We start from the raw sequence: 24,045 nt of genomic DNA, 5'->3' as shown, positions 1-24,045 counted from the left end.
CCCCTAACCGCGATCATGGTTCGCGCGCTCGCCCGCTTGGAACCTGAGGAAAAACACGGCGTTCCCCCCATGGAAAATATGGGTATCGAGCGTGTCCCGCGGAAATCACCGTCATAATTTGCAAGATGCGCGCGGCATCCCTGCGAACCTGCCGCCCATGGAAGCCGTGGTCGCCATTCCGGTCCGTGACGAGGAGATCGTCCTCGGCGCTTGCCTCGATGCTTTGTTGCGACAAACCGATCAGCACGGCACGCGGTTAAGCCCCTTCGCCTTCGGCATCGTGCTGCTTCTGAACAATTGTACGGACGGGTCGGCTGACCGGGCCAGGGCATGCCTCGCGCAGTCCGATGTGCCGTTCGTTCTCGCCGACGTGCGCTTGCCCCCCGAACGTGCGAACGCGGGAGCGGCCAGGCGTCTCGCCATGGACATCGCGGCGCTTTGGCTTGAGCGATCCGGAATGGGGAATGGCCTGTTGCTCACCACCGATGCCGACAGCCTCGTTCCCCGAGATTGGGTGGCACGCAATCTTGAGGCGATCCGGCGCGGTTCCGGCGCGGTTGCGGGGCGCTTTTCCCTAGACACCGAGACGCAGACATCGCTGCCCCTGGCGCTGCTGAAGCGGCTGCGGCTGGAGCAAGCCTACGAGGCACGGCTGGTCCGACTGGCTGCACAGATCGACCCGCGCCCGCACGACCCCTGGCCGAACCATCGCGATGCCTCCGGCGCGAGCTATGCCGTGACCCTTGAGGCATATCGGGCCATCGGCGGCCTGCCGGAAATTCCGTGCGGAGAGGATCGCGCTTTGGCGCAGGCGCTGGACTGCCACGACATTCCGATCCGGCACGCGCCCGATATCGTGGTGGTCACGTCGGCTCGCCTGAAAGGAAGGGCAAAGGGCGGCTCGGCGGAGACATTGAGGGCGCGCTGCGAGGAGCCCGACATGCCGGGAGATATCACGCTGGAGCCCCTGGCATTGGCCGCGCATCGCTTTTCCTGGCGGCGCCGGTTGCGGGCCATGCACGCCTCACAGATGGGCAGTGAAACCGCGTGGTGGAAAAGCCTCCACCTTCCGGCCGAAGCGTCAGGCTGGACCTCCGAGCCCCATTTTGGAGCGTTCTGGGCGAAGGTGGAGACCGCAAGCCCACTGCTCAGTGCACGCGCCCTGAGGCCCAGCGAGATGCCCGCGCAGATCACCGCCGCAGACATGATGCTGTCTCGAAACAGAGACCCATCAATGTAGCTCAGCCTGACAGGGCTTCCAGACAGTCCAGGCGATATCGGTCGGTGCGGGCCTTTTGCACCTGACGCGCCACGCCTTCCATATGCGTGATGAAAAGCTCAGACGCTTCATCTCCGCTGAGGGGATAGTCCGTATCGCCGATCCAGTGCACGAGAAGGACATGGCCCCCGGCCCGGAGCGAGCCTTTTACCCGGTCCGCAAGCCTGCCGATATCCGCTCGGTCGAGATAATAGATAACCTCCGACAACACGATGAGATTGAATTTACCATCGGGCCATTCCTGCGGCACCCTCCCCCGCGCAAAGCTAATGTTCTCAAGCCCCTGGCATCGACGGCGCGCCGATTTCAGCGCCCCCTCGGCGGCATCCAGCGCCATCACGCCATCACAGCGTTGTGCGAGCTGCTGCGTGAGGACGCCGATTGAACATCCCACCTCCAATGCCGCCGCGTATCGGGCACGGGGAAGCGCGTCCAGGGTCGCCTGGTACTTGGCATCCTCGTACGCGCTGGTCGCGAAGCTCCAGGGATCCGGATCGCGGCGATAAAGCGTGTCAAAATATGCAGCCGGGAGGGAGGTGGCCGCCCGTGTCATGTGCTCATCTCCAGGTAAATTTCATAAGGTGCATCAAAAAGCGCCAGCTGATCCGGCGTCAGCCTGAAGCCGTTAGGGTCGTCCTCGATCAGGTTCGATGTCTGGGACAGATGCGCCGCAATCGCCTTGCGCTTGGCCGCCATTTCGCCTTCCACGTTCAAGCGGAAACCGTGGGAGATAGCCTTTACCGGCGCGTCCGGCGGCAGAACGCGACCCCAGATTGGATAGGCGAAAAGCCGAGCGGAACTCTTGGCACATGCCGCGCGGGCGAGGGCGGCGGCAGCCTTGTGATCGCAATGAGGATCCTCGCCCCAAGTCACGGCGACAAAATCGCTTTCGCTGACCCGGATGATCTCGTTCAGTATATCAACCGCCGCCTCCGCTGACGGCCCGTCGCTGGGGACGAAGCGGTCCGGCAGGCGCAGGAAATGGACATTGTCCTGGGGAACACCAAGTTCTGTCGCAGCAAGGCGTGCTTCGGTCTCTCGAAGCGCCCGCAAGCCGTCCGCGGAATAAGACGGCGAACCGGGATGGGAGCCGGTCCCATCGCTCACGATGACGATGCCCACCGGAATGCCCCGGTCCCGAGCGGCGCGGATGAGGCCGCCGCAACCGAGACTTTCATCGTCGGGATGGGGGGCGATAATGGTGATGCTTCTCGCCTTGATGTCCTCAAAGCGGAACAGCGGAAGATCCTCCATGGCGGCCAGAGCCTGGGCGGCTGTCGTCTTGCTCAACGCAGGCGATCCTTTCAAAGCTGGTGCCGCGCCATGACGGCACGCGCACCTTCCACGAGGGCACGATCCGGGCCCGGCTGACGCAAATAAGTGGAGAGATCCCGGCTGATCCGCTCGACCGGGTGAGGCGCCAGGAAACCTGCGAGCCCCACCGACCTGTTGACGTGTTCAAGCAGATCGAGGCCCGCGCGCTCCACCGCACAACGCGCCAGATTGACGTAGGCAACGGCGGCTTCATCGGGGGAAAGCTCGGCACGCTCGGCGGCATGGGAAACCCACAGGCGGGCTGTTTCCACAGCGATGACGGCCTCGCCCATCCTCGAAAGCTGATGCGGATCCTCCAGTCGGTTCAACGACACGAGATGTGTGCGCGCTTCATCCAGCAGGCGCTCCATTCCTCCCAGCTGTACCGCAAGGAAACGCCATGCACCGGCGGAGAAGGTCGGCTGGCGTTCATAATCGCCAACTTGGCCGATGAGGTCATCCTGGCGCACAATGAGGCCCGAGAATTCAAAACGCCCGGTCGCCGAGGCGCGCATTCCCGTGGCGGTCCAGCTTGAAAGGTCCGCCCGCGCCTCAAGCTCTTCGGTGGGAATGCGCGGCAATACCAGTTGCACCTCACCTTGCGGTGTCCGGGCCGTGACCAGCGGGCGCTGCAGGAACCCCGCCCCCGACGCAAATGTCTTGGCGCCCTTCAAATGAGAGACAGAGCCTTCAGAGTACAACTGGAGGCCGTCGGCACCCTGGGTGTTCCACACCCCGAAAACCTTTCCCTGCGCGGCCTCGCGCGCCGCGTTCCGCGTCTGCTCGGCGGTGCCATATCGGCTGATGAGGTGAAGGGCATTCACATGGCCCTCGAACAGGCGGCCGAGCGGCAGGCTGGCATATCCGAAGGCACGCAGGAGGCGGACCAGCAAGGGCGCCCCGAGGCCGGTCGTTCCCGCACCCAGCCCACCATGAGAGGGTGGCAGAGGGCTCAACAGGACGCCGGTCGATACAAGTTTTTCAAACTCCTCCCGCATGACGGCACCGCATCGATCAACCGAGGCGGCATGGCCCTGTGCAAATGCAAGCGCGGGCGCAAGCGATGCCATAACGGCGTCCTCAGCCGCGCCCCGGTGGGAGAAGCCGGTTTCGTCGATCTTTCTCGGGGCGAACGACAACGACATATGGGGCTCGCGGATTTACGTCAGGGCAGTCACGAGAAACCCCGCCCTGAGCAGCCCGGTTCCAAAGGGAAGCGCCGCGAACCGGGAACTTTGCCACGCGTTCGGCTGATAACGGAAAAGGTGTCGGCCATGTTGTTTGACACCCCAAGGCCGATCTGCCACCACGGCTCATGCTCCCTGGCCGATCCCTCAATGTATCGCTAAGCCCCGAACTCGAGGGTTTCGTCAATGACTGCCTAGCTTCCGGTGTCTATTCGGACGCGCAGGAACTGGTCCTCGTCGCCTTTGGTGCTCTGCAGACAGGGCGCGAGCCGGCTGCCCATGTGACCGCCGCCCATGTGCCGGCGGGATGGCCCATCGGCGGCGGAGAATGTGGCGCGTTCATCCGCGACAAGGATTGGCGGGGAACCGACCTTGGACCCGTGGAGAAATGGTCGGTCGGCCTGAGAAGCACGGTCGCGAACATCGTCAATTCGCCTGTGGCGAAGGTGCTCATGTGGGGACCAAACCATGTGATGCTCTACAACGATGCCTATCGTGAAATCGCCGGCGCGAAGCATCCGGCCGCGCTTGGCGGGAAGGTCGCGGAAATCTGGGCGGAGATCTGGGACTGGAACCGCCAGATGCTCGAGGCGGGCTTTCGTGGCGAACTCCGCTCCTATCGGGACCAGCCCATGGTCTTGGTACGCGATGGCGAGGCGCGAGAGTTCATCTTCGATCTGTTCTACACCCCGGTCTACGAAGCCGACGGCACGATCGGCGGCGTCATGTGCACGGTGGTGGACAACAGCGAGCGCAAGGCGATAGAGGGCCGACTGGCCTCCAGCGAAGCGGAACTCCGCAGGGTTACGGATGCCGTGCCCATGCTGGTTTCCTACGTAGACCGCGACCACATCTATCGGTTTGCGAATGCGGCTTATTACGAATGGTTCGGCAAGAAACCCGGCGACTTTCTCGGCCGCCACGTCGCCAGTGCCATAGGACAGGCCGCCTATGACAGCAGATTATCCGCGATTGATCGCGCGTTCGCCGGCGAGACGTTCTCAGCCGAGGCGGATGTTCCGCGTCACGACGGAGAAATCCGCCGCCTTGAGGTGCGTTATGTCCCGCGCATAGAGGCGGATGGATCGGTGCCCGGCATTTATGTGCTGGGAATCGATATTGCCGAACGGGCGGAGCGCGAGGCCGCGCTTGCCATCAGCAATGCACGCTTTCGCACCGCCATGGGCGCTGTCCAGGGCGTGCTCTGGACCAACAGCGCCGAGGGGCGGATGGCGGGCGAGCAGGCCGGATGGGCCGCACTGACCGGCCAATCCAAGGCTGAGTATCAGGGATTTGGATGGGCCGATGCGGTCCACCCGGACGACCGGGCGACTTCGGTCGTCGCGTGGCAGGCGGCGGTCGACGCCAAGTCGATGTTCATTCACGAGCACCGCGTCCGCCGCCATGACGGGGAATGGCGTCAGTTCTCGATCCGCGCGCTGCCGATCCTGGACAGCGCGGGCGTGATCGCCGAATGGGTCGGTGTCCATACCGATATCACCCACCAACGTGCGGCCGAGGCCTCGCTGCGGAAACAGGCGGACGCCCTGGTCCGCCAGGTGAAGCATCGCGAACGGGCGGAGGAGCAGCTTCGCCAGTTAAACGAGACGCTCGAGGCACGGGTGATGTCGGAAATCGCCGAGCGGCAGGAGGCCGAGGCGAAACTCGCCCAGGCGCAGAAAATGGAAACCATCGGCAAGCTCACCGGCGGCGTCGCGCACGACTTCAACAACCTTCTTCAGGTTGTGTCGGGCAATCTCCAGCTTCTGACGCGCGATGTCGCCGGCAACCCACGCGCCGAGACACGGATCGCCAACGCGCTGGCAGGCGTCTCGCGCGGCTCGAAGCTTGCCAGCCAGTTGTTGGCGTTTGGTCGCCGCCAGGCGCTGGAGCCGAAGGTCGTCAACATCAGCCGTTTCGTGCGCGACATGGACGACATGATCCGGCGGGGCCATCGGCGAAGCCATCGAGGTGGAGACCATCTTCTCCGGCGGTCTCTGGAACACCTTCATCGATCCGGCGCAGATCGAGAACGCGCTGCTCAATCTCGCCATCAACGCGCGCGATGCGATGGATGGCCGTGGCAAGCTCACCATCGAGCTTTCAAATGCCCATCTCGACGATGCCTATGCGCGCACCCACGACGAGGTCACGGCCGGCCAATACGTCATGCTAGCCGTGAGCGACACCGGGTGCGGGATGCCCGCAGACATCATCGACAAGGTGTTCGAGCCGTTCTTCTCGACAAAGGCCGAGGGTAAAGGCTCCGGCCTTGGACTCTCCATGGTCTATGGGTTCGTGAAGCAGTCCGGCGGCCATGTGAAGATCTATTCCGAGGTCGGCCACGGCACCACGCTCAAGCTTTACCTGCCACGCGCGATGCAGGCGGAAGATGTCGAAGTCGTCGTCGAGAACGGCCCGATTTCCGGCGGGACCGAGACCGTTCTGGTGGTTGAAGATGATGCAGACGTTCGGGAGACCGTCATCGCGATGCTGTCCGACCTCGGTTATCGCGTGCTGAAGGCGGTGGACGCGGCGAGTGCGCTGACCGTACTGGACAGCGGCATTCCCATCGACATTCTCTTCACCGATGTGGTGATGCCCGGGACCCTGAAGAGCCCCGAACTGGCGCGCAAAGCGCGCGAGCGACTTCCTGAAATCGCGGTGCTGTTCACCTCCGGCTATACTGAGAATTCAATTGTTCACGGGGGGAAGCTGGACGCAGGCGTCGAGCTTTTATCGAAGCCCTATACACGCGAAGTCCTGGCCCGCAAGCTTCGCCACGTACTGGCAAATCAATCCCAGCGGACCGTAAAGACCATCCGACCAGCCACAATCGGGACGGCTGAAATGCCGCCAGTCACAACAATAGAACCCCCTCAAAGGACCGTACTCCTGGTCGAGGACGATCCGCTCATCCGTATGAATACCGAAGAGATGCTCAAGGACGCGGGCTTCATCGTGGTTCAGGCGGCGACTGCCGAAGAAGCGATCAAGGCGCTTCAGACTTTTCTGATCGATATCCTTGTCACCGACATCAATCTGTCGGGCATGTCGGGGCTAGACCTGTCTCAGCAGGCGAAAGCACTTCGGCCATCGATCGTCGTCATATTTGCAACTGGCGACCCAAGCGCGGCACGCGGCGAACCGGATGCGCTCATCCTGGCCAAGCCGTATGACGCGGGCTCGCTGGCGATGGTTATCGAAACCGCACTGAATGGTCGTCGCTGAACCACTGCCGACCATGCGTTATTGAGCGGCCGCCTGGGCCGCTCAATAACGCACAATGATGCCGTCAGGGCGCTGACGCCCCCTCAATGAGCCGCACGATCTCCGCCGGGCTGACAGGATGGGAGGCAATTCGGACATCGAAGGGCGCCAGAGCGTCCTCGATTGCGGCGATGATCGTGGGCGCGGCAGGGATCGTCCCGCCCTCGCCTGCCCCTTTGACGCCCAGGGGATTGAGCGGCGAAGGGCTTTCCATGTGAACGATGGAGATGTGCGGCATCTCGCTGGCGAGCGGCAGCAGGTATTCGCCGTAATTCATGGTGATCGGCTGGCCTTCCCCGTCAAACATCATGCGCTCGTAAAGCGCATTGCCGATGCCGTGCACCACGCCCCCGACGATCTGACCATCCACCAGCATGGGGTTGAGCAGGGTGCCGCAGTCATGGCCGACGCTGTAGCGCAGGATCTTCACGTCGCCGGTCTCGATATCGACCTCCACCTCGGCGACATTCGTGCCGTTGGCATAGGGCGTCTTGGTGCCGGGAGAGAAATAAGCCGTCGCCTCCAGCCCGGCCGAGAAGGCGCCCGGCAAGGCAACGCCCGGCGAGGAGATCAGCTTATGGGCGATCTCGGCCAGAGTGACCTTGTGGCCCGGAATGCCCACCACCGAAACCGCGCCATCGCGCAGCTCCAGATCGATCTCGGCCGCTTCCAGTATCTCCGCAGCAACCTTCAGTGCCTTCTCGCGCACCTCGCCTGCCGCCTGGAACACCGATGAACCGGCAGTGACCGCGATGCGGCTCCCGATCGTCCCGATGCCCATGGGAAAGCGCCCTGTGTCGCCGGATTCCACCTCGATCTGCGAGAGGTCCACGCCCAGTTGATCGGCGCAGATCTGCGCGAAGATCGTGGCATGGCCCTGCCCCTGGCTGGCGGCGCCGGTGAGGATCACCACCTTGCCATTGCGCTGTACCCGCACCGTCGCGCCTTCATAGGGGCCGATGCCGGTGTCTTCGATATAGCTGCCGATGCCGATGCCGAGATACCGCCCCTCCCGGCGCGCGGCCTCCTGGCGTGCCCGGAAGCCCGCGTAGTCAGCCAGTTCCAGCGCCATATCCAGGCACTTGGGGTAATCGCCGCTGTCGTAGCTGATGAGCGAGCCATCGCGATACTTCATGCCGGTCTGGTAGGGCATCTGCTCCGGCCGAACCATGCTGCGCCGGCGCACCTCGGCCCGGTCCAGGCCGAGCTTGATGGCAATGAGGTCGATCGCCCGTTCCAGGATGAAGGCGGCATAGGGCCGGCCTGCCCCACGAACCGGAGACGTCGGGACAGCGTTTGTGTAGACCACGTCCACCGTCAGGTCGATTGCCTCCAACGCGTAGGGACCCGGCATCGGGGAGAGCGAGGTCAGAGGCAGCAGCAGCCCGTATGGCACATAGGCGCCATTATCGTGGATCACATGGCCGCGCAGACCGAGCATCCGCCCGTCCGCGGCTGCGGCGATCTCCACGTCCCATATCTGGTCGCGCTGCTGGGTGGTGGACAGGAAATGCTCGCGCCGGTCCTCGATCCATTTCACCGGCCGCCCGACCGTCATGGCCGCGAGAGAGAGGGCGATCTCCTCGGGATAGACCGCCGCTTTCGGGCCGAAGCCACCGCCGACGTTCGGCGCGATCACACGCGTGCGGTTCTCGTCGCGCCCGAGATAGTCCGCGACGAACCGCGAGACGGGATAAGGCGATTGGGTGGAGGACCAGACTGTGAGTTGATCCTCGTCCGCCTCGTAGCGCGCGATCACGCCCCGGCATTCCATGGAATGACAGCCCCCGCGATGCAGGGTGTAGCGTTCCTGAAAGACATGGGCCGCGCCGGCAAACACCCTTTCGACATCGCCGAACTTGCCGGCGATCCGCCCCGCAATGTTGTCGGGTGCGCCGTCATGGACCCTCGCAGCCCCAGGGACTGCCGCCAAAAGGCAATCTGCCACCGCAGGCAGCGCGTCATAATCCACCTCGACCAGCGCCGCCGCGTCCTCGGCGATGTAGCGGTTGTCGGCCAGGACGAGGGCGATGGCTTCGCCCACGTAGCACACCTCATCCTGCGCCAGCGGATACTGAACCCGCCCCTGTTTCAGCAGGGGATGGGGAAAGGTCTGCGGCATGCGCTTCCGGGCAAACTCCGGCCCGAAATCATCCATGGTGAGGATCGCATGGACGCCGGGAAGCTGTTGCGCTGCCCGCACATCAATTCCCGATATGCGGGCATGGGCGAGGCTGCTTCGGACAAAGGCGCCGTGCAGCATGCCCGGCAGCTTGATGTCGTCCACATACCGTCCCTTACCTGTCAGGAGACGCTTGTCCTCAACCCTCTTGACCACTTGGCCGATCTGTCGCGCGCCCATCACGCTTTCTCCCTGGCCGCCATAACAGCCGCCGCTTCGAGGGCCGCCGCAACGATGGATTGATAGCCGGTACAGCGGCAGATATGGCCGGAGATGGCATCGCGTATTTCTTCCTCGTCGCGGTGCGGATCATCCTCCAGCAATGCGATCAGGGTGGCGAGCATGCCCGGCGTACAGAAGCCGCACTGAAGGCCATGATTGTTCCAGAAGGCTTCCTGAACCGGATGCAGCGTCTTTTCGTCGGGTGCGAAGCCCTCGATCGTCCGGATGTCCGCACCATCCGACTGCACCGCCAGCATCAGGCAGGAGCGCACTGCGCGCCCGTCGATGATGACCGTGCACGCGCCGCAGACGCCGTGCTCGCAACCGATATGCGTGCCGGTGAGGTCAAGTTCGTGGCGCAGGAAGTCGCCGAGATGCATGCGCGTTTCAACCGTGCGCGAGATGCTCTCACCGTTGATGGTTACGTTGATCTGCCGCATGTCAGGCATCGGTTGCCTCCCTGGCGCGTGCGGTGGCACGGGTGATGGCGCGCTTAAGAAGGGCCTGCGCCAGGCGGATTCGATAAGGGCCGTCGGCATAGGCATCGCCGAGGACCTCCAATGTGGCGAAGGTGCCGGCCGCCGCTTCGATGCTTGCGTCCGATAATGGAGCACCGCGCAGCGCATCCTCCGCGCCGGTGCATCGCACCGGCCGCGTGTCGAGCCCGGCAACGACGATGGTGGCGCCGGACACGCGCTCGCCTTCGTCGAAGTTCAGAAGGCAGGCAACGCTGGCGAGGGCAAAATCCCCCTTGCGCCGGGCGAATTCCAGGAAGCCGTACACCGGCTTGGGCGCCGGGATCGGATAGCGGATCAGCCGCAGTAATTCCGTCGGCGCTAGGTTCGGCGTCATGTAGCCGAGAAACCAGTCCTCAATGGGAATCTCACGATCACCATCCGGGCCGGTGGCAACCAGCGTGGCGCCGAGCGCGAGCGTTGCCGAGGGAATTTCAGCTGCCGGGTCCAGGTGACAAAGGCTACCCCCTACTGTCCCGCGATTGCGGGTCTGAAGATGCCCGACGTTCGAGAGCGCCTCCGCCAGAAGCGGCACATGCGTGCGCACAAGATGGGACGTGAGCACTTCGTGCTGGCGCGTCATGGCGCCGATCTCCAGCACGTCGCCCGCAAGAACAATGCCGGCGAGGCCCGGCACGCGGTTGATGTCGATAACCAGGTCCGGCTGCACATAACGCATGTTCAGCATGGGCATGAGGGACTGGCCGCCGGCGAGCAGGCGGGCGTTGTCGCTTTGGCCGAGCAGGCCGACGATCTCATCGAGGGTGCTTGGCGCATGATAGGTGAAAGGGGCTGGCTTCATGGCTTCCTCCCCTCAACCGCGCTCGTGCCGGGCGACCCAGTCGAGGATGACCGCGTTCGCCTTGTCCTGCTCTTCCATCAGGAAGAAGTGGCTGCTGTCCTCGAACATCTGCACTTCGGCGTGAGACGCCTCATCACTGAGCCAGCGGGTGGTCAGCGGCGAGCAGATGGGATCAAGGCTCCCCGCCATGATCAGGATGGGGCATCTGAGATCGCGCAGCCGGCCGACCGTGTTGGAGGCAAGGCACGCATTGGCGAGGTTCACATAGGAGGTGCGATCGCGGTTCTTGTCGCCGATGATGCCTTCGAGCCGTGCCAGACGCTCCGCGTCGGCGAGGAAGAAGTCGGGCGAAACGAAGGTGAAGGAGAATTGCCGCGTCCAGGCCACCCAGTCCGGATTGATCTGGATGTAATCGCGCATGTTCTCGATGAGACGGGTGCCAAGCGCATCCAGCTTCGCGAACGAGCCGGCGAGCGCGAGGCTGGTCACAAGGCTTGGGTTTGCGATGGCCAGTTCCTGGGCGATTGCACCGCCCATGGAGCGTCCGACGAAATGAGCGTTGCGGATGCCGAGGCCTTCCAGCAGCCGGGTGACATCGGCCGCGATTTCCTTGAGCGTGGTGGGCTCCGTGACCTTCGCGCTCAGGCCCGAGCCTGGATTATCCAGAGCGATGACCCGATAGCTCGGCTTCAGCGCCGCGATCTGCGGCAGCCATGCCCTATGGTCCCCGGCGAGGCCGTGCAACAGCACCACGACCGGCCCTGAACCCTCATCAATATAATTCAGTTCCCACCGGGTCCCTTCGGCCTTCGGCATACGATCCTCCCCATTTTATTGCTTGGTTATTGTGGTGTTTCCGGCTTCTGCTTCTGATTTTTCGTCGTTATCGCTTGAAGGAAGATTTCAGGGCACCAATTCCGACGGCAAGAGCGGACAGTGGCGCGTTCGCGTCGGGTGTCGCCTCGCCAGTTTCGCCATTTGCTTCCCGCTCAAGCAGTTTCTGAAGATTGGTCGAGAATTGCCGCACGATCTCATTCGCGATCGACTTGATGAGCCCTTCGGCACGGCCGTACTGGGCAACTGTGCCGGACAACATCAGGTCGGTCGCGACGTTCACGCGGGTGCCGTCCGCCTCGTCCGCGAGTGAAAACCGAACCGTGGCGGCGGCATTGCCGCGCCCCTTCTTGTCAGCACCGCGCGCCGCGAGTTCGGCTGTGTGATTTTCCGTGTCGAGCGCGGTGAATTCCGCCTCACCCGCGAACAGCAACTGAATCGGCCCGATCTTAACCGTCGCCTGGCCGCGATATTTGCCTTCGCCGAGATCCTCGGTCAGGCTCGCGCCCGGCACACACGGCACAATCCGGGGAACGTCCAGCAGCAGTTCCCAGGCGCGGTCGCGCGGCAAGGGAACTATGAAACTGGTCTCGATGCGCATCATGTCCTCCCCAAGCGGGAATGGAAGCGCGATGAGCCGTTCAACATTCTGAACGCTTCGCATGGAAAGGCTTCAGAAAGCTGGCAACCTCAAGTGCGTATTCCTTATCCCTAGGCATTTTTGATTTGTTATGATCATAATATTAAGCACGCTTGAATGGTTCCCGCAATCCGCTATGGGTGGGGTGGATCGAATTTTGACCGGGCCTGAAGTCAGGCGGAGGCGCTGCCGTGGATGACGCCGATTTCGACGTGGGGGCGCGACTGAGAGAAGTGCGACTCGCGAGCGGAATGTCCCAGCGCGAGTTGGCGACCAAGGCAGGCGTGCCGCATGCACTGATCTCCATCATCGAGCGCAACATCAGCAGTCCATCAGTCTCCTCGCTGCGCAAGATCACGGGTGGCATTCCCATGACGCTCGGCGAATTCTTCAAGGAGGAGCCGGCGCGGCAGGACCAGATCTTCTTCCGCGCGGCGGACTTCGTCGACCTCGCGTCACACATTCCGTGGGCGGAAGACAACAACCCCGGCAAGATCGAGCTGTTTCAAGTGGGCAACCCGCAGGCGTCCAATTTGCAGCTTCTCTTCGAGCGGTACCAGCCCGGCGCCGACACCGGCTCCACCATGTTTCAGCACGAAGCCCATGAAGGCGGCATCGTGCTGCGGGGCACCCTGGAACTGACGGTGGGCGATCGGGTGGGCGTGCTGAAGGCGGGCGACGGCTATCTGTTCGATAGCCGGACGCCGCATCGTTTCCGCAATATCGGCGGCGACATCCTCGAGTTCATCGCCGCTGTAACGCCGCCCTATCTGTAGTTCGCAATCTGCATTCGCAACGCGCCGGTCCAGCTAACGAGACCAGCCCGCATTAAAGGAGAAGACGCCATGGACAAGAGCCTCGCCGACAATCGCGTCAGCGTCCGGATCATTGGGAAAGGCCCCCTGCTGGTCCTGTTTCATTCATTGCTGTCGGACCGGGGAAGCTTCGCGCGCATCGTTCCCGCGCTTTCCGAGCATTTCACCGTGGTGGTTCCGGAACTGCCCGGCTTCGGCGGCTCGGAGGCGGTGAGCGGCGGCCTCGCGGCGGTGGCGGACCGCATGGCGCAGGCCATCGCAGAACTTGCGGGCGACGAGAAACCCATCGTATTGGGCAATGGCTATGGCGGCTTCGTCGCTCTGCAAATGGCCCTGCGCCATCCCACGCTCGCCAGCCGGTTGGTGCTGGCCGATTGCGGCGCATCTTTCTCCGATGCAGGCCGCGCAGCATTCCACGGCATGGCGAATGCCGCTGCCGAAAAAGGGCTTCCCGGCATCGCCGATGTCGCCATGCGGCGCCTGTTCGCGCCGGACTTCCAGGCGGCGAATCCAGAGATCATGGCGGACCGCCGCGCGGGCTTCCTGAAGACCGATCCGGCTGTGTTTCGCGAAGCCTGTCTCTCGCTGGCGGCGCTCGATCTCTCGCAGGAGCTGGGTGGACTGACACTGCCCGTCCTAGTGCTGGTGGGAGAGCATGACGAGGCGACGCCGGTGGCCATGTCGGTGGCGTTGGCGGAGGGCCTGCCGAACGCCACCCTCAAGATTCTACCGAACTGCGCCCATGTCCCACAGCTTCAGGCACCCGAGCTGTTCCTGGACGCCCTGTCGGGCTTCCTGCCGGAGCTGGAGCGCATGCCGAGCGCCTGAACGAAAAAGGGCGGCGCCATCGACGCCGCCCCCATCGCTTCGGGATGCGAAGCGGCCCGCCCGCCTCAGACGTTCTTCTCGATCCAGTCCGCGATGTAGTCGATGCCGGTGGGTCGGAAGTCGATGGAGCAGTGCTCCGCGCCGCCTTCCTCGGTGGAGAAAATCTTGATGGTCTTGTTGGTCGATCCCACCGCCTCGTAGAGCAGGTGCGCGCTCTCGACAGGCACCAGGCGATCGTTGCCACCATGGGTGACCAGGAAGGGCTGGGTGATGTCCTTCGCCAGATCCTTCAGGGTGAACTTCTTGGCGATCTCGATGGCCTCTTCCGGCGTGCTCGCATTCACCACCCACTGCCATTGGAAATTGGACTGGGCGATGCTCTTGGGATTCGCGCGGGTACGGTCGAGAATCTTCTGCTGCCACGCGGCGAGGTCCCAATGCAGGGCGCTCATGGCGACGCAGGCGGCGTACCGCTTGTCCTTGGCCGCGATACGGCCGGTATAATAGCCGCCGAAGCTGTAGCCCATGACGACCACCCGCCGGGGATCCACGTCGGGGCGCGTGAGCAGGTAGTCGTAGGTGGCGATGCCGGCGACCTCGAAATCATAGCGGGCAGGCACGTCGCGCAGACGCCGCATTTCCCCTTGCCCCGGCCCGTCCACGCAGATCGTATTGAAGCCGCGCTGGGAGAATTCCGTCCCGGCGAAGACGATGCTCATCTCCTTGCAATTGTCCATGCCGTTGTAGACCACGACGGTCGGCGCGGGCCCGGAGACATTCGCAGCGGGGAAGAATAGCGCCGGCAGGCTGGTGCCCTCATAGGGGATCTCGACGAACTCGATCTGCGGATAGCGCCTGCGGATGCCCGCGTGGAAGCAGTCGAAAGACTTCTGGGAGGCCGCCTTCTTCTCCGGTCCGGGCGGCATGAAGCGCTCACCCGTGTAGTAGTAGTGCGCGGCGCGCATGTAGAGGGAGCCGGCGGTGCGCTGACGGTCCTCGGCGACCGCCTCCTCGGCGCGGGCCTCGACGGCGCGGCCCATGGCGTTCCACTCTTCCCACCACGCGGCCGGCTCACCCTCGCGGGTGCTGAGCCTCTCGCAGACCCGGTCGATCTCCTCGGCGGAAACCACCCCATACGGCACCATGCCCTTGATGATGATGGTGGCGTTCGACCACAGGAAATTATCGGGGAAGTGGTCGATCCATCCGCCCATGGCGTGTCCTCCTGCTGAATCGGGTCACGCAGAGCGCCCGCAGACATCTGCCGAGCGGCCGCGCCGTGATTATTCGTGTGCGCAAGGCAGGTCGGCCGAGCCGCGATCACCTCGCCCCAAGATCGGCAATCTACTACATTGAGGTTTTCATTTTCGCAATATGCGATAAAGATCAGAACCATCCCAACCCGACACAAGATCGGAAACGCCAATGGGACGTCTCGCCGGCAAGGTTGCCCGCATCCCGGGAGGGGGTACAGGCCAGGGCGCTACCGCATCTGAAGCGGTTGCAGCCGAAGGCGCTGCTGTGCTTTTTACCGGCATCGGTACCGCCGGTAAAACCCGCGTGGCAGAGCAAGTTCCAGCTGCCACGGGCCCAACCTTTTATCTCCGGCCCGCCGCCATCGACGGGGCTGCGTGGAACCACTCAACATCGTGAAAGCCATATTCAACGATCGGCGGGCGATGAACGCCGCTCTGCCGGTCCGCACCTGATGCCAGCACCTCCCAAACGCACGTCCTGAAGCGCGTGCGCGGCGGAGCAAAAAAATCCTCTGGGAGAGAAACATGATTGCGAGACGTCTCGTCGCCGCGCTGACGAGCCTGATCCTGGTGCAGGCCACCTGCCTGCCGGCCATGGCACAGCAATATCCCACCCGCACCGTGAGGTTCATCGTTCCCTGGCCCCCGGGCGGCGGCACGGACGCGGTGGCGCGTATCCTCGCGAACAAGGCCGGCGAAATCCTCGGCCAGCAGATCATCGTCGACAATCGCGGCGGCGCAGGCACGATCATCGGCATGGACGCCGCCTCGAAGGCGGCGCCGGATGGCTACACCTATGGGTTTCCGACCCAAAGCTTCGCGGTGAACGCCACGCTCCAGCCGACCCTACCGTACAACACGCTCAAGGATTTCGAACCCGTGGCCCTGCTTGGCACCGGCACCTATGTGCTTGTGGTCAATGCCAATTTCGAGCCGAAGACGGTCGAGGAACTCATCGCCAAGATGAAGAAGGAGCCGGAAGTCGTGAATGCCGGCTTCACCGGCTACGGCTCCCCGAGCCACCTCGGCCTGCTTCAGTTCCAGCGCGCCGCCGGGGTGAAGGCTACGGATGTCAACTACAAGGGCACCGGCCCGGCCGTGACCGGCCTCATGGGTGGCGAAATACAGATGATGTTCACGACGCTCGCAGGTGTGCTCGCGAACGTGAAGTCCGGCCGCCTGCGAATTCTCGCCGTCACCAGCGAGGCGCGCAGCGAACTGCTGCCGCAGGTGCCGACCGCCATCGAGGCCGGATTGCCGAATTTTGTCGTGTTCGAATGGTACGGGCTCAATGCGCCCAAAGGCACCAAGCGCGAGCAGATCGACATCATGAATGCCGCGCTGCAGAAGGTGCTGGTGATGCCAGATGTGGTGGAGCGCATGCGCGCCATCGGCGCGGAGCCGGTGGTCGGCAGCAACCCGGAAAAGTTCGGCGCCTTCGTCCAGGATGAGGTCGCCAAATGGGGCAAGCTGGTTCGCGAAGAGAACCTGAAGCCCGAATGATCCTTTCGGCTCGGCACGCAGCACGCGCGCCGGGCCGCTCTGTCCCCAGCAGGAGCCGGTCCATGAGCGGCACGTCCCGTACCATTTCACAGACCCTCGGCGCGTTCGTGGCGGACCTTGATGTCAGCCGCATCGACCTGGCCGTTCGCGATCGCGCGAAGCTGCTGTTTCTCGATTCCGTAGGGGTCGCGCTGGCGTCCTCCTCACTGGACTTCGGCCATATCGCGGCCTCGGCCCTCGCAGCGGTGGAGACGGGCCATTCGCCGGTCATAGGCTCGACACGGCGCCTCACGCTGCGCGATGCGGCGCTCGTGAACGGCATGCTGATCCACGGCATCGACTATGACGACACCTCGATCTACGGCCGCGTCCACCCCAGCGCTAATTGCATCCCCGGCGCGCTGACCCTTGGCGCACATCTGGGCTCATCGGGAACCGAGGTGCTGGCCGCCTATATCGCCGCCCTGGAATCATCGATCCGGCTGGGGGCAGTGGCGAAGGGCGGCTTTCAGAAGCGCGGCTTCCATCCTTCCGGCGTGATCGGGGTGTTCGCCGGCACATTCGTGGCCGGCCGCCTTCTGGGGCTCACGAGCCACCAATTGGTCATGGCCCAGGGCATCGCTTACAGCACGGCGGGTGGAAACCAGGCTTTCACCACCGAAATGGCCTGGACAAAACGCTTCCAGCCCGGCTGGGGCGCTACCGCAGGCATCACGGCCGCCAGCCTCGCCAAGGGCGGCTTCACGGGCCCGAGCGAGCCGTATGAGGGACGCTTCGGCCTCTACCAGCTTTATCTCGGCGAGGTGGAGGGGGGCCATGACTATGCCCTCGCCACCGCCGGCCTTGGAGAACGGTGGGTGCTCCAGGAGATTTCCGTAAAGCCGGTCGCGGCCTGTTATTTCAACATTCCGCTCATTGAGGCCGCCGCAAAAGCCGGGCGTGAGGGCGGGATCGCCGCCGACGAGGTTGCGGAAATCCGGGTGCTGCTGCCGGAGGCTGCCATCAACACCGTGTGCCTGCCCCGCGAAGCCAAGAAGCGGCCGGTAGATGGGTACACGGCGCAGTTCAGCGCCTATTTCTCCACCGCTACCGCCTTCCTTTCCGGGGGCTTCACTCTGGCCGATATCACCCCTGAACGGCTGAAGGATCCGCGCACCCTCGCTCTCGCGGACAAGGTGACGTACGAGATCGACCCCGCCACCTCTTTCCCCAAGCATTACGGCGGCGCGATCGTGGTGCGCGCGAACGACGGGCGCACCGTGACGGTTCGCGAAGACATCGACCGGGGCTCGCCAGAAAATCCCCTCTCGGAAGCCGACATCATCAACAAGTTCCTGGAGAACGCACAGATGGTGTTGAGCGCCGCCCGCGCCCGGCAGATCCGCGATACCATCCTTGACCTTGAAGCACTCGGCGACGTGACGCCGCTCACAGAGCTTCTGGCGCTTCCGGAACCGCGCGAAAGCCGCGCAGCAGGTGCGGGGACGCGATCATGATCTTCATGAGCCAGAGCGGCCTCGCCGTGCCCGAGAAGGAAGCGGATTGGGATGAATGGTACGTCGAGCACCTGCGCGTGATGCGCACCGTGCCCGGCTTCTTTTCAGCACAACGCTTCAAGACCAAAAGCCCCGGCCACCCGCCCTCCCTCGCCATGTATGGCGTCGCGTCCGAGCAGGTGTTTCACGACCCCTATTATCTCAGCGTCAGAGGCATGGGCGAGTTCAAGGCGCTGATCGATACGCGCTTTTACAAGCGCAATCTGTTCGCCGGCGCGGACCGCGCGCCGCCAGTCGCGGTGGATCAGATCCTCATCGTCGCCGACCGGGATCGGCCTGATCCCGGCCTTCCCGACATGCTCTGGCTGGAAGCCGTTGCCATCGATCGATCGACCCCGTTCCGGGGCATCCTCGCGGTGCCTGCTGCCGATGAAAAGGATTGGGCAGGGGTGGGAGATCTCGCCATATACCGCCCGGTCGGGTGAATACCTCGCGGGCATCTAACGCAACGTCAGACAAATGCGATCCGATGCATAAGCACGTTTAGTGCGCATCATGGGATTGAGTACGGCATCGTAAAATTGTTACTCTTCCATTTCACCGCGCGGGTGGGGCGAAAGCTGCCGCGCGCGGCGTGCGCTGGGCTGATGCGCCAACTTCACCCAGCAGAATTTCGGCCCCTCCGCAAAGGCGGGCGCCTTGAACGAACGCTCCAGAAAAAGAGCGACCGGGGAGGACACGTCATGACATCCAAAACTAAATCCGCGACCGCGCGCGCCATGATGCCGGCGCTGCTGATGATGCTGGCCACCGCAACCGCGGCCAATGCCCAGGCACCCGCTGCGGACACCTATCCCAACCGCACCATCCGCCTCATCGTGCCGTTTGCGCCCGGCGCGACCACTGACTTCCTCGCCCGCTCCTTGGCCGAAGCCGCCAATAAGGACTGGGGGCAGCCCGTGGTGGTGGACAACCGGCCCGGCGCCGGCGGCCTGATCGGCTCGGAGTTGCTCGCGAAATCCGCGCCGGACGGCTACACGGTGGGCGTGATGACCGGCGCCTTGCCGATGTATCCCGCGCTCAATGCCAAGGTTCCCTTCGACCCCGCGAACGACTTTCAGTTCATCTCCCTGATCGCCCGCGTGCCGAACATATTGGTGGTGCCGGAAGCTTCTCCCGCCAAGACTTTCCAGGAATTTGTGGCCCTGGCTAAGCAATCTCCGGGCATGGGCTTCGCCTCGTCCGGCACCGGCACCAACACCCATTTCACCGGCGAAATGCTCAAGCTCGCCGCCGGCATCGATCTCCAGCATGTCTCCTACAAGGGTGGCGCCCCGGCGATGTCCGACCTCATTGCCGGGCATGTGCCGGCCATGATCGCCTCGCTCACCACAGCCGTGCCGCAGATCAAGGCCGGAAAGATCCGCGCCCTCGCGGTGTCCTCCGACGCTCGCTCGCCCGTCCTCCCCGATGTCCCGACCTTCAAGGAGTTGGGCTACCCCGATCTTGTCACCTCGGAATGGTGGGCCGTCATTGCGCCGAAGGGCACGCCAAAGAATGTCGTGGCCAAGTGGGAGGCCGAGGCGAAGAAGCTCTCCGAAAGGGCTGACATCGCCGCGAAAAGCCCCGGCATCGAAATGGTCTCGAGCACGCCCGAGCAACTCCAGGCACTGGTCGTCCGCGAGATCGGCACCTGGAAGGACGTCGCCACGAAGGCGAAGATCGCGCTGGAATAAGACAGCGCGAGGCGTGCGCGACGCTGGGCGCCTGCGCACGCTTGCGGCCCAAAATTTGCTGCTATATGAATTTCATTGCGACAATAAGAAATACTCCCGACTCTGGGAGCCACCGGGAGATGTCATGAGTACGGCCTGTGTCCGCGAACGCACGATGCCTGCCGGATGCGAGCGGTGGCGCGCATGAGCGCGCGCGCGGCCCTCGTGGTGGGAGCCACCGGCGTCACTGGCACGCCTCTGTGCGAGCAATTGCTTCACCAGGGCTGGCGGGTGCACGCCTTCTCGCGGCGCGTGCCTCAGTTAAAGGCCGGGACGCCGCTCGGCGCATTCTCGCACCTCGCACTCGACCTCGACGACGTCGCGCGCACCAATGCCGCGCTGGCTGAACGGCCGGACATCACCCACGTCTTCTATTGCGCAAACGCGCCCTCGGCAGACGGCCGCAAGGAGATGATCCGCTCGCTTCTCGGCGGCCTGGAGAATCTGCCCCACTTCGCCAACATCAATTTCATCCAGGGGATGAAATATTACGGCTGCCATCTCGGCGCCTTCCCCACCCCGGCGAAGGAAACCGACCCGCGCGTGCCGGGCTGCGATTTCTATTACACCGAGGAAGACATGATCCAGGAGCGCCAGCGCGGGCGTGACTGGACCTGGACCACGCTGCGGCCGCACTCGGTCTGCGGCACCTCCGCCGGCAACCCGGTCAATGTCGCGAGCGCCCTGGCGGTCTACGCCGCGATGCATCGCGCCTTGGGCGACGAACTCCCTTTTCCCGGAAACGCGCGCACCTTCCACATGCTGTTCCAGGTCGCCGATGCCGACCTGCTGGCGCGCGCGGCGATCCATGTCTCCACCCTGGAGCAGGGCCGCAACCGCGCCTTCAACCTCAACAACGGCGATTGCTTTCGCTGGGAGAATGAGTGGCCCGCAATCGCCGCCTGGTTCGGACTAAAGCCGGGCGCGCCCAACGGCGTCTTCCTTCCCGAATTCTTCGGGCGGGAGCGCCCGGTGTGGGATGGGTTGGTGCGCGAGCACGCGCTTCAGCCGTTTCCCTATGACCGGCTGCCGGGCTGGAGCCTCGGCGAATACCAATTACCGAACTCACGGCTCGCCTGCGAGCACGACGTGATCGGCGACACGGTGCGGCTGCGCCAGACCGGCTTCTGCGAAGCCATCGCGAGTAGCGCCATGTTTCAAAACATCTTCGGGAAAATGAGGGCGGAACGCCTCATCCCCTGATGCAAGAACGAACGGGGAGGAAAAAATGAAAATCTTGAATATCGCCATGGCCTTGGGCCTCTCGACCCTGGCACTCGCCGGGATCGCGGGCGCCGCATGCGCCCAGTCCGCCTATCCCACCCGCGCGGTGCGCGTGATCATCCCCTATCCGCCCGGTGGAGGAGCCGATGCGGTCGGCCGCATCGTGGCGCAGGGGCTCAGCGAGCAGCTCCATCAGCCGTTCGTGGTGGAGAACCGCTCAGGCGCCGGGACCAATATCGGCCTCGACGCGACCGCCAAGGCGACGCCGGATGGCTATACGATCGGCATGGCGACCAGCAATTTTGCCATCAACCCGGCCATCTATCCCTCCATCCCGTTCAATCCGGACAAGGACTTTGCCGGCATCACACTTCTCACCAAGGGCGATTATGTCCTGGTGGTGCATCCCTCCGTGCCGGCGAATACGGTGCAGGAATTGATCACCTATGCGAAAGCCAATCCCGGCAAGCTGAACGCGGCCATCGCCGGCCTCGGCACGCCGGGGCATCTGGCACTTGCGGAGTTCAACAAGCTGACGGGCGCCGATCTGCTGCCGGTTCCCTTCCAGGGTGCTGGGCCGGCCATGACCGCGCTTCTCGGCAACCAGAGCCAGGTGCTGTTCATCTCCATGGCCTCGGCGATCGCCAATGTGAAATCCGGCAAGCTGCGGATGCTGGCGGTCACCAGCGCCAAGCGGTCCCCGGAAATGCCCAATGTCCCCACGGCGGTCGAGGCCGGTCTCCCCGGGCTTGAGATCTATGAATGGTATGGGCTCGTGGCCCCGGCCAAGATGGACCCCGCGCAGATCAACGCGATCTATGAAAAGGCCAAGATCGTGCTGGCCCAGCCCGAGGTCCAGCAGCGCATCCAGGCCCTCGGCGCAGAGGTCTCGCCCATGGCGCCGAAGGCATTCGATGCCTTCCTTAGGGAAGAGACCAAGCGTCTTGGGCAGATCGTTCGGGATACCGGCATCAAGGTCGAATGACCGCCCTCTCCTCCACGCGGGATCAGCCATGACACAGCCCTCCGAAGCAGCACCGCCGCTGCCACAGCGCGTCCTTCTGACCGGTGTCACCGGACGCGTCGGGAGTGTGCTGCGCCGCAAGCTCGCCGGGCGCTATGCTGTCCTGCGGCTGGCGGACATCGTTCCTCTGGAGGCCGGCCCCGGAGAAGAGGTGTGCCGCATCGATGTCCTCGACCCGGCCTCTCTGGAAGCCGCGCTTGAAGGGATCGACGCGGTCATTCATCTCGCCGGCCAGGGCGTGGAATCCGATTGGGAGTCCGTGCTCAACCGGAACATCGCCGGGGTCTACAACCTGTTTGAGGCCGCGCGGGTCAAGGGCGTCGAGCGGGTGATCTTCGCCAGTTCCCACCACGCCATCGGCTTCTATCGACGAGACCAGATCATCGACAACACGGTGGAGCCGAGGCCCGACAGCCGTTATGGCGTCAGCAAAGTGTTCGGCGAGGCCATGGGGCGGCTCTATGCAGACAAATACGGGCTCGCAGTCGCCTCGATCCGCATCGGCGTGTTCCGCGAGCGCCCGGAGGATCTGCGCCATCTGAGCGTCTGGCTGAGCCAAGATGATTTCACCCGCCTCGTCTGCCGCTGCATCGAGGCGCCGCGCTATTCCTACCTCACGCTCTACGGCGTCTCCGCGAACACGCGGGCGTTCTGGAAGAACCCGGACGCCGACAAGATCGGTTATGTCCCGGAGGATAATGCGGAGGATTATGCCGAAGGGATGGAGGAACGGCCGACCGAAAATGCGGCTGTGACCGAGACGTTCCAGGGTGGCTATTATTGCGCTCCGGGCTTCGTCGGCGCCCCCTCGCGGGTGGACTGAGAATGGAAGAGATGACGAACCCAACCACGCCCAGCGAGATCATCCAGGCGGACGTGGTCATCGTCGGCGCGGGAGCCAGCGGCCTTGCGGCGGCGAGCGAGGCGGCAAAGCTCGGCTTGAAGACCATTCTGGTCGAGAAAGCTGGCGAGACCGGCGGCATGATGAACTGGTGCGTCGGCACGGTGACGGCGGTGAACACCCCGTACCAGATCGAGGCCGGCATCAAGGACAGCGTGGAAGCCCATTTCGAGGACCTCGCCGCCCATGCCGGACCGCTTGCGCCGCGCGACAATCTCAAGCTCCGCCGCATCCTGGTGGACCACACCACCGAGATGGTGGAATGGCTGACCCGGCTCGGGATCGTCTTCACCGGCCCCATGCCGGACCCGCCGCACCGCGAGCCGCGCATGCTCAACGTGGTGCCAAGCAGCGCCTCCTTCGCCTATCACATGGAACGCGAATGCCGTCGTCAGGGCGTCGATATCCGCCTCGACACGAAGATTGAGCGCCTCGTCATGGACGATGGCCGCATCACCGCCGTGGATGCCGTAACCGATGGCGTAACCCGCCGGTTCGCGGCACACCGGGCGGTCATCCTTGCCACCGGTGACTACAGCGCCGCCTTCGACCTCAAGCGCGACTTCTCCTCGCCGGCGCTCGCGGCAGTGGACGGCGTCGCCCCCACCTCCACGGGGGATGGCCACCGCATGGCCATACGGTTCGGCGCCGAGGTGCTGAACGGCGACATCATCCGCGGCCCGATCATGCGCTTCGTGCCGCCCGCGAAGGGCAATTTCATCCAGGCCCTGCCGCCGCTGCGACCCATCGCCCATCTCATCGTCTGGGCGACGAAGGCGCTGCCGCAATTCATCCTGCGGCCGTTCCTGATGAAATTCCTCACCACCGTGCTTGGCCCCTCCCCTGCTCTGTTCAAGGAGGGCGCGGTGCTGATCAACAAGGCCGGGCGTCGCTTCACCAACGAGCGCGCGTCGCCTGCCAAGGATTTTGCGGGTCAGCCGGACAAGGAGGCGTACATCGTCTTCGATCAGGCGCTTG

Annotated in this window: 20 protein-coding genes and 1 pseudogene; 12 read left to right on the top strand and 9 right to left on the bottom strand. The window is 63.9% G+C overall.

The genetic code is table 11. From position 1 onward, the window contains the following. The first annotated feature begins 91 nt into the window (after positions 1–91). Positions 92–1,240 carry a glycosyltransferase family 2 protein gene (locus ADADO0_RS14820; protein WP_511305941.1) on the top strand — a complete coding sequence of 383 codons (1,149 nt, stop codon included), beginning with the start codon at positions 92–94 and terminating at the stop codon, positions 1,238–1,240. Between the two features lies 1 nt (position 1,241). Here the strand turns inward: ADADO0_RS14820 and ADADO0_RS14815 are convergent, their stop codons facing one another. The 3 genes from ADADO0_RS14815 to ADADO0_RS14805 are packed head-to-tail and all read right to left on the bottom strand — an operon-like array spanning position 1,242 to position 3,738. After that, on the bottom strand, positions 1,242–1,832 hold the full coding sequence (locus ADADO0_RS14815; protein ID WP_511305940.1) for a class I SAM-dependent DNA methyltransferase: 591 nt from the start codon (positions 1,830–1,832) through the stop codon (positions 1,242–1,244). Beyond that, positions 1,829–2,569, bottom strand: coding sequence for a PIG-L deacetylase family protein (locus tag ADADO0_RS14810; protein ID WP_511305939.1), 741 nt, complete (start codon positions 2,567–2,569; stop codon positions 1,829–1,831). The genes ADADO0_RS14815 and ADADO0_RS14810 overlap by 4 nt, the downstream gene beginning before the upstream one ends. A gap of 14 nt (positions 2,570–2,583) precedes the next feature. Next, the gene (locus ADADO0_RS14805) at positions 2,584–3,738 is read right to left on the bottom strand and encodes an acyl-CoA dehydrogenase family protein (RefSeq protein WP_511305938.1); all 1,155 of its coding nucleotides are present in this window, start codon (positions 3,736–3,738) and stop codon (positions 2,584–2,586) included. A 323-nt stretch (positions 3,739–4,061) separates the two neighbouring features. On the opposite strand from ADADO0_RS14805, the pseudogene ADADO0_RS14800 reads away from it, so the two are divergent. Beyond that, a pseudogene (locus tag ADADO0_RS14800) lies at positions 4,062–7,011 on the top strand (PAS domain-containing protein). Positions 7,012–7,075: 64 nt separating this feature from the next. Here ADADO0_RS14800 and ADADO0_RS14795 read toward each other — a convergent pair. From ADADO0_RS14795 to ADADO0_RS14775, 5 genes are all read right to left on the bottom strand, one after another. After that, positions 7,076–9,412: a molybdopterin cofactor-binding domain-containing protein gene (locus ADADO0_RS14795; RefSeq protein WP_511305937.1), complete on the bottom strand. Its 2,337-nt coding sequence runs from the start codon at positions 9,410–9,412 to the stop codon at positions 7,076–7,078. Next, positions 9,412–9,903: a (2Fe-2S)-binding protein gene (locus tag ADADO0_RS14790; protein WP_511305936.1), complete on the bottom strand. Its 492-nt coding sequence runs from the start codon at positions 9,901–9,903 to the stop codon at positions 9,412–9,414. Before ADADO0_RS14790 ends, ADADO0_RS14795 begins: the two co-directional genes overlap by 1 nt. Further along, the gene (locus tag ADADO0_RS14785; protein WP_511305935.1) at positions 9,896–10,771 is read right to left on the bottom strand and encodes an FAD binding domain-containing protein; all 876 of its coding nucleotides are present in this window, start codon (positions 10,769–10,771) and stop codon (positions 9,896–9,898) included. The genes ADADO0_RS14790 and ADADO0_RS14785 overlap by 8 nt, the downstream gene beginning before the upstream one ends. A gap of 12 nt (positions 10,772–10,783) precedes the next feature. After that, a complete protein-coding gene (locus ADADO0_RS14780; RefSeq protein WP_511305934.1) occupies positions 10,784–11,587 on the bottom strand; it encodes an alpha/beta fold hydrolase in 804 nt (267 codons plus the stop codon). 67 nt (positions 11,588–11,654) lie between these two features. Next, positions 11,655–12,206, bottom strand: coding sequence for an SRPBCC family protein (locus tag ADADO0_RS14775; protein ID WP_511305933.1), 552 nt, complete (start codon positions 12,204–12,206; stop codon positions 11,655–11,657). A gap of 230 nt (positions 12,207–12,436) precedes the next feature. Between ADADO0_RS14775 and ADADO0_RS14770 the strand changes: the two genes are divergently transcribed. Together ADADO0_RS14770 and ADADO0_RS14765 are read left to right on the top strand one after the other, a co-directional pair. Next, positions 12,437–13,021, top strand: a complete 585-nt coding sequence (locus ADADO0_RS14770) for a cupin domain-containing protein (RefSeq protein ID WP_511305932.1) — start codon at positions 12,437–12,439, stop codon at positions 13,019–13,021. Between the two features lie 69 nt (positions 13,022–13,090). Then, a complete protein-coding gene (locus tag ADADO0_RS14765; RefSeq protein ID WP_511305931.1) occupies positions 13,091–13,888 on the top strand; it encodes an alpha/beta fold hydrolase in 798 nt (265 codons plus the stop codon). A gap of 65 nt (positions 13,889–13,953) precedes the next feature. On the opposite strand, the gene ADADO0_RS14760 is transcribed toward ADADO0_RS14765, so the two are convergent. Beyond that, positions 13,954–15,102 (bottom strand): alpha/beta hydrolase, encoded by a 1,149-nt coding sequence (locus ADADO0_RS14760; protein WP_511305930.1) that lies wholly within the window; start codon positions 15,100–15,102, stop codon positions 13,954–13,956. Positions 15,103–15,669: 567 nt separating this feature from the next. Here ADADO0_RS14760 and ADADO0_RS14755 point away from each other — a divergent pair. The 8 genes from ADADO0_RS14755 to ADADO0_RS14720 form a co-directional block, all read left to right on the top strand. Further along, a complete protein-coding gene (locus ADADO0_RS14755; RefSeq protein WP_511305929.1) occupies positions 15,670–16,647 on the top strand; it encodes a Bug family tripartite tricarboxylate transporter substrate binding protein in 978 nt (325 codons plus the stop codon). A 62-nt stretch (positions 16,648–16,709) separates the two neighbouring features. Beyond that, a complete protein-coding gene (locus ADADO0_RS14750; RefSeq protein ID WP_511305928.1) occupies positions 16,710–18,143 on the top strand; it encodes an MmgE/PrpD family protein in 1,434 nt (477 codons plus the stop codon). Then, positions 18,140–18,628, top strand: coding sequence for a hypothetical protein (locus ADADO0_RS14745; protein WP_511305927.1), 489 nt, complete (start codon positions 18,140–18,142; stop codon positions 18,626–18,628). Before ADADO0_RS14750 ends, ADADO0_RS14745 begins: the two co-directional genes overlap by 4 nt. Positions 18,629–18,886: 258 nt before the next feature. Next, a complete protein-coding gene (locus ADADO0_RS14740; RefSeq protein WP_511305926.1) occupies positions 18,887–19,879 on the top strand; it encodes a Bug family tripartite tricarboxylate transporter substrate binding protein in 993 nt (330 codons plus the stop codon). Positions 19,880–20,062: 183 nt separating this feature from the next. After that, positions 20,063–21,121: an NAD-dependent epimerase/dehydratase family protein gene (locus ADADO0_RS14735; protein ID WP_511305925.1), complete on the top strand. Its 1,059-nt coding sequence runs from the start codon at positions 20,063–20,065 to the stop codon at positions 21,119–21,121. A gap of 25 nt (positions 21,122–21,146) precedes the next feature. Then, a complete protein-coding gene (locus ADADO0_RS14730; RefSeq protein WP_511305924.1) occupies positions 21,147–22,127 on the top strand; it encodes a Bug family tripartite tricarboxylate transporter substrate binding protein in 981 nt (326 codons plus the stop codon). 28 nt (positions 22,128–22,155) lie between these two features. Next, positions 22,156–22,989 (top strand): NAD-dependent epimerase/dehydratase family protein, encoded by an 834-nt coding sequence (locus ADADO0_RS14725; RefSeq protein ID WP_511305923.1) that lies wholly within the window; start codon positions 22,156–22,158, stop codon positions 22,987–22,989. A gap of 11 nt (positions 22,990–23,000) precedes the next feature. Next, on the top strand, positions 23,001–24,045 hold a 1,045-nt coding region (locus tag ADADO0_RS14720), incomplete at its 3' end, for an FAD-dependent oxidoreductase (RefSeq protein ID WP_511305922.1).

Source organism: Aquabacter sp. (genome assembly GCF_965279295.1).
GTDB lineage: Bacteria > Pseudomonadota > Alphaproteobacteria > Rhizobiales > Xanthobacteraceae > Aquabacter.
Note: the sequence above shows the minus strand (reverse complement) of the source record. Positions and strands in the feature narration are given on the sequence as shown.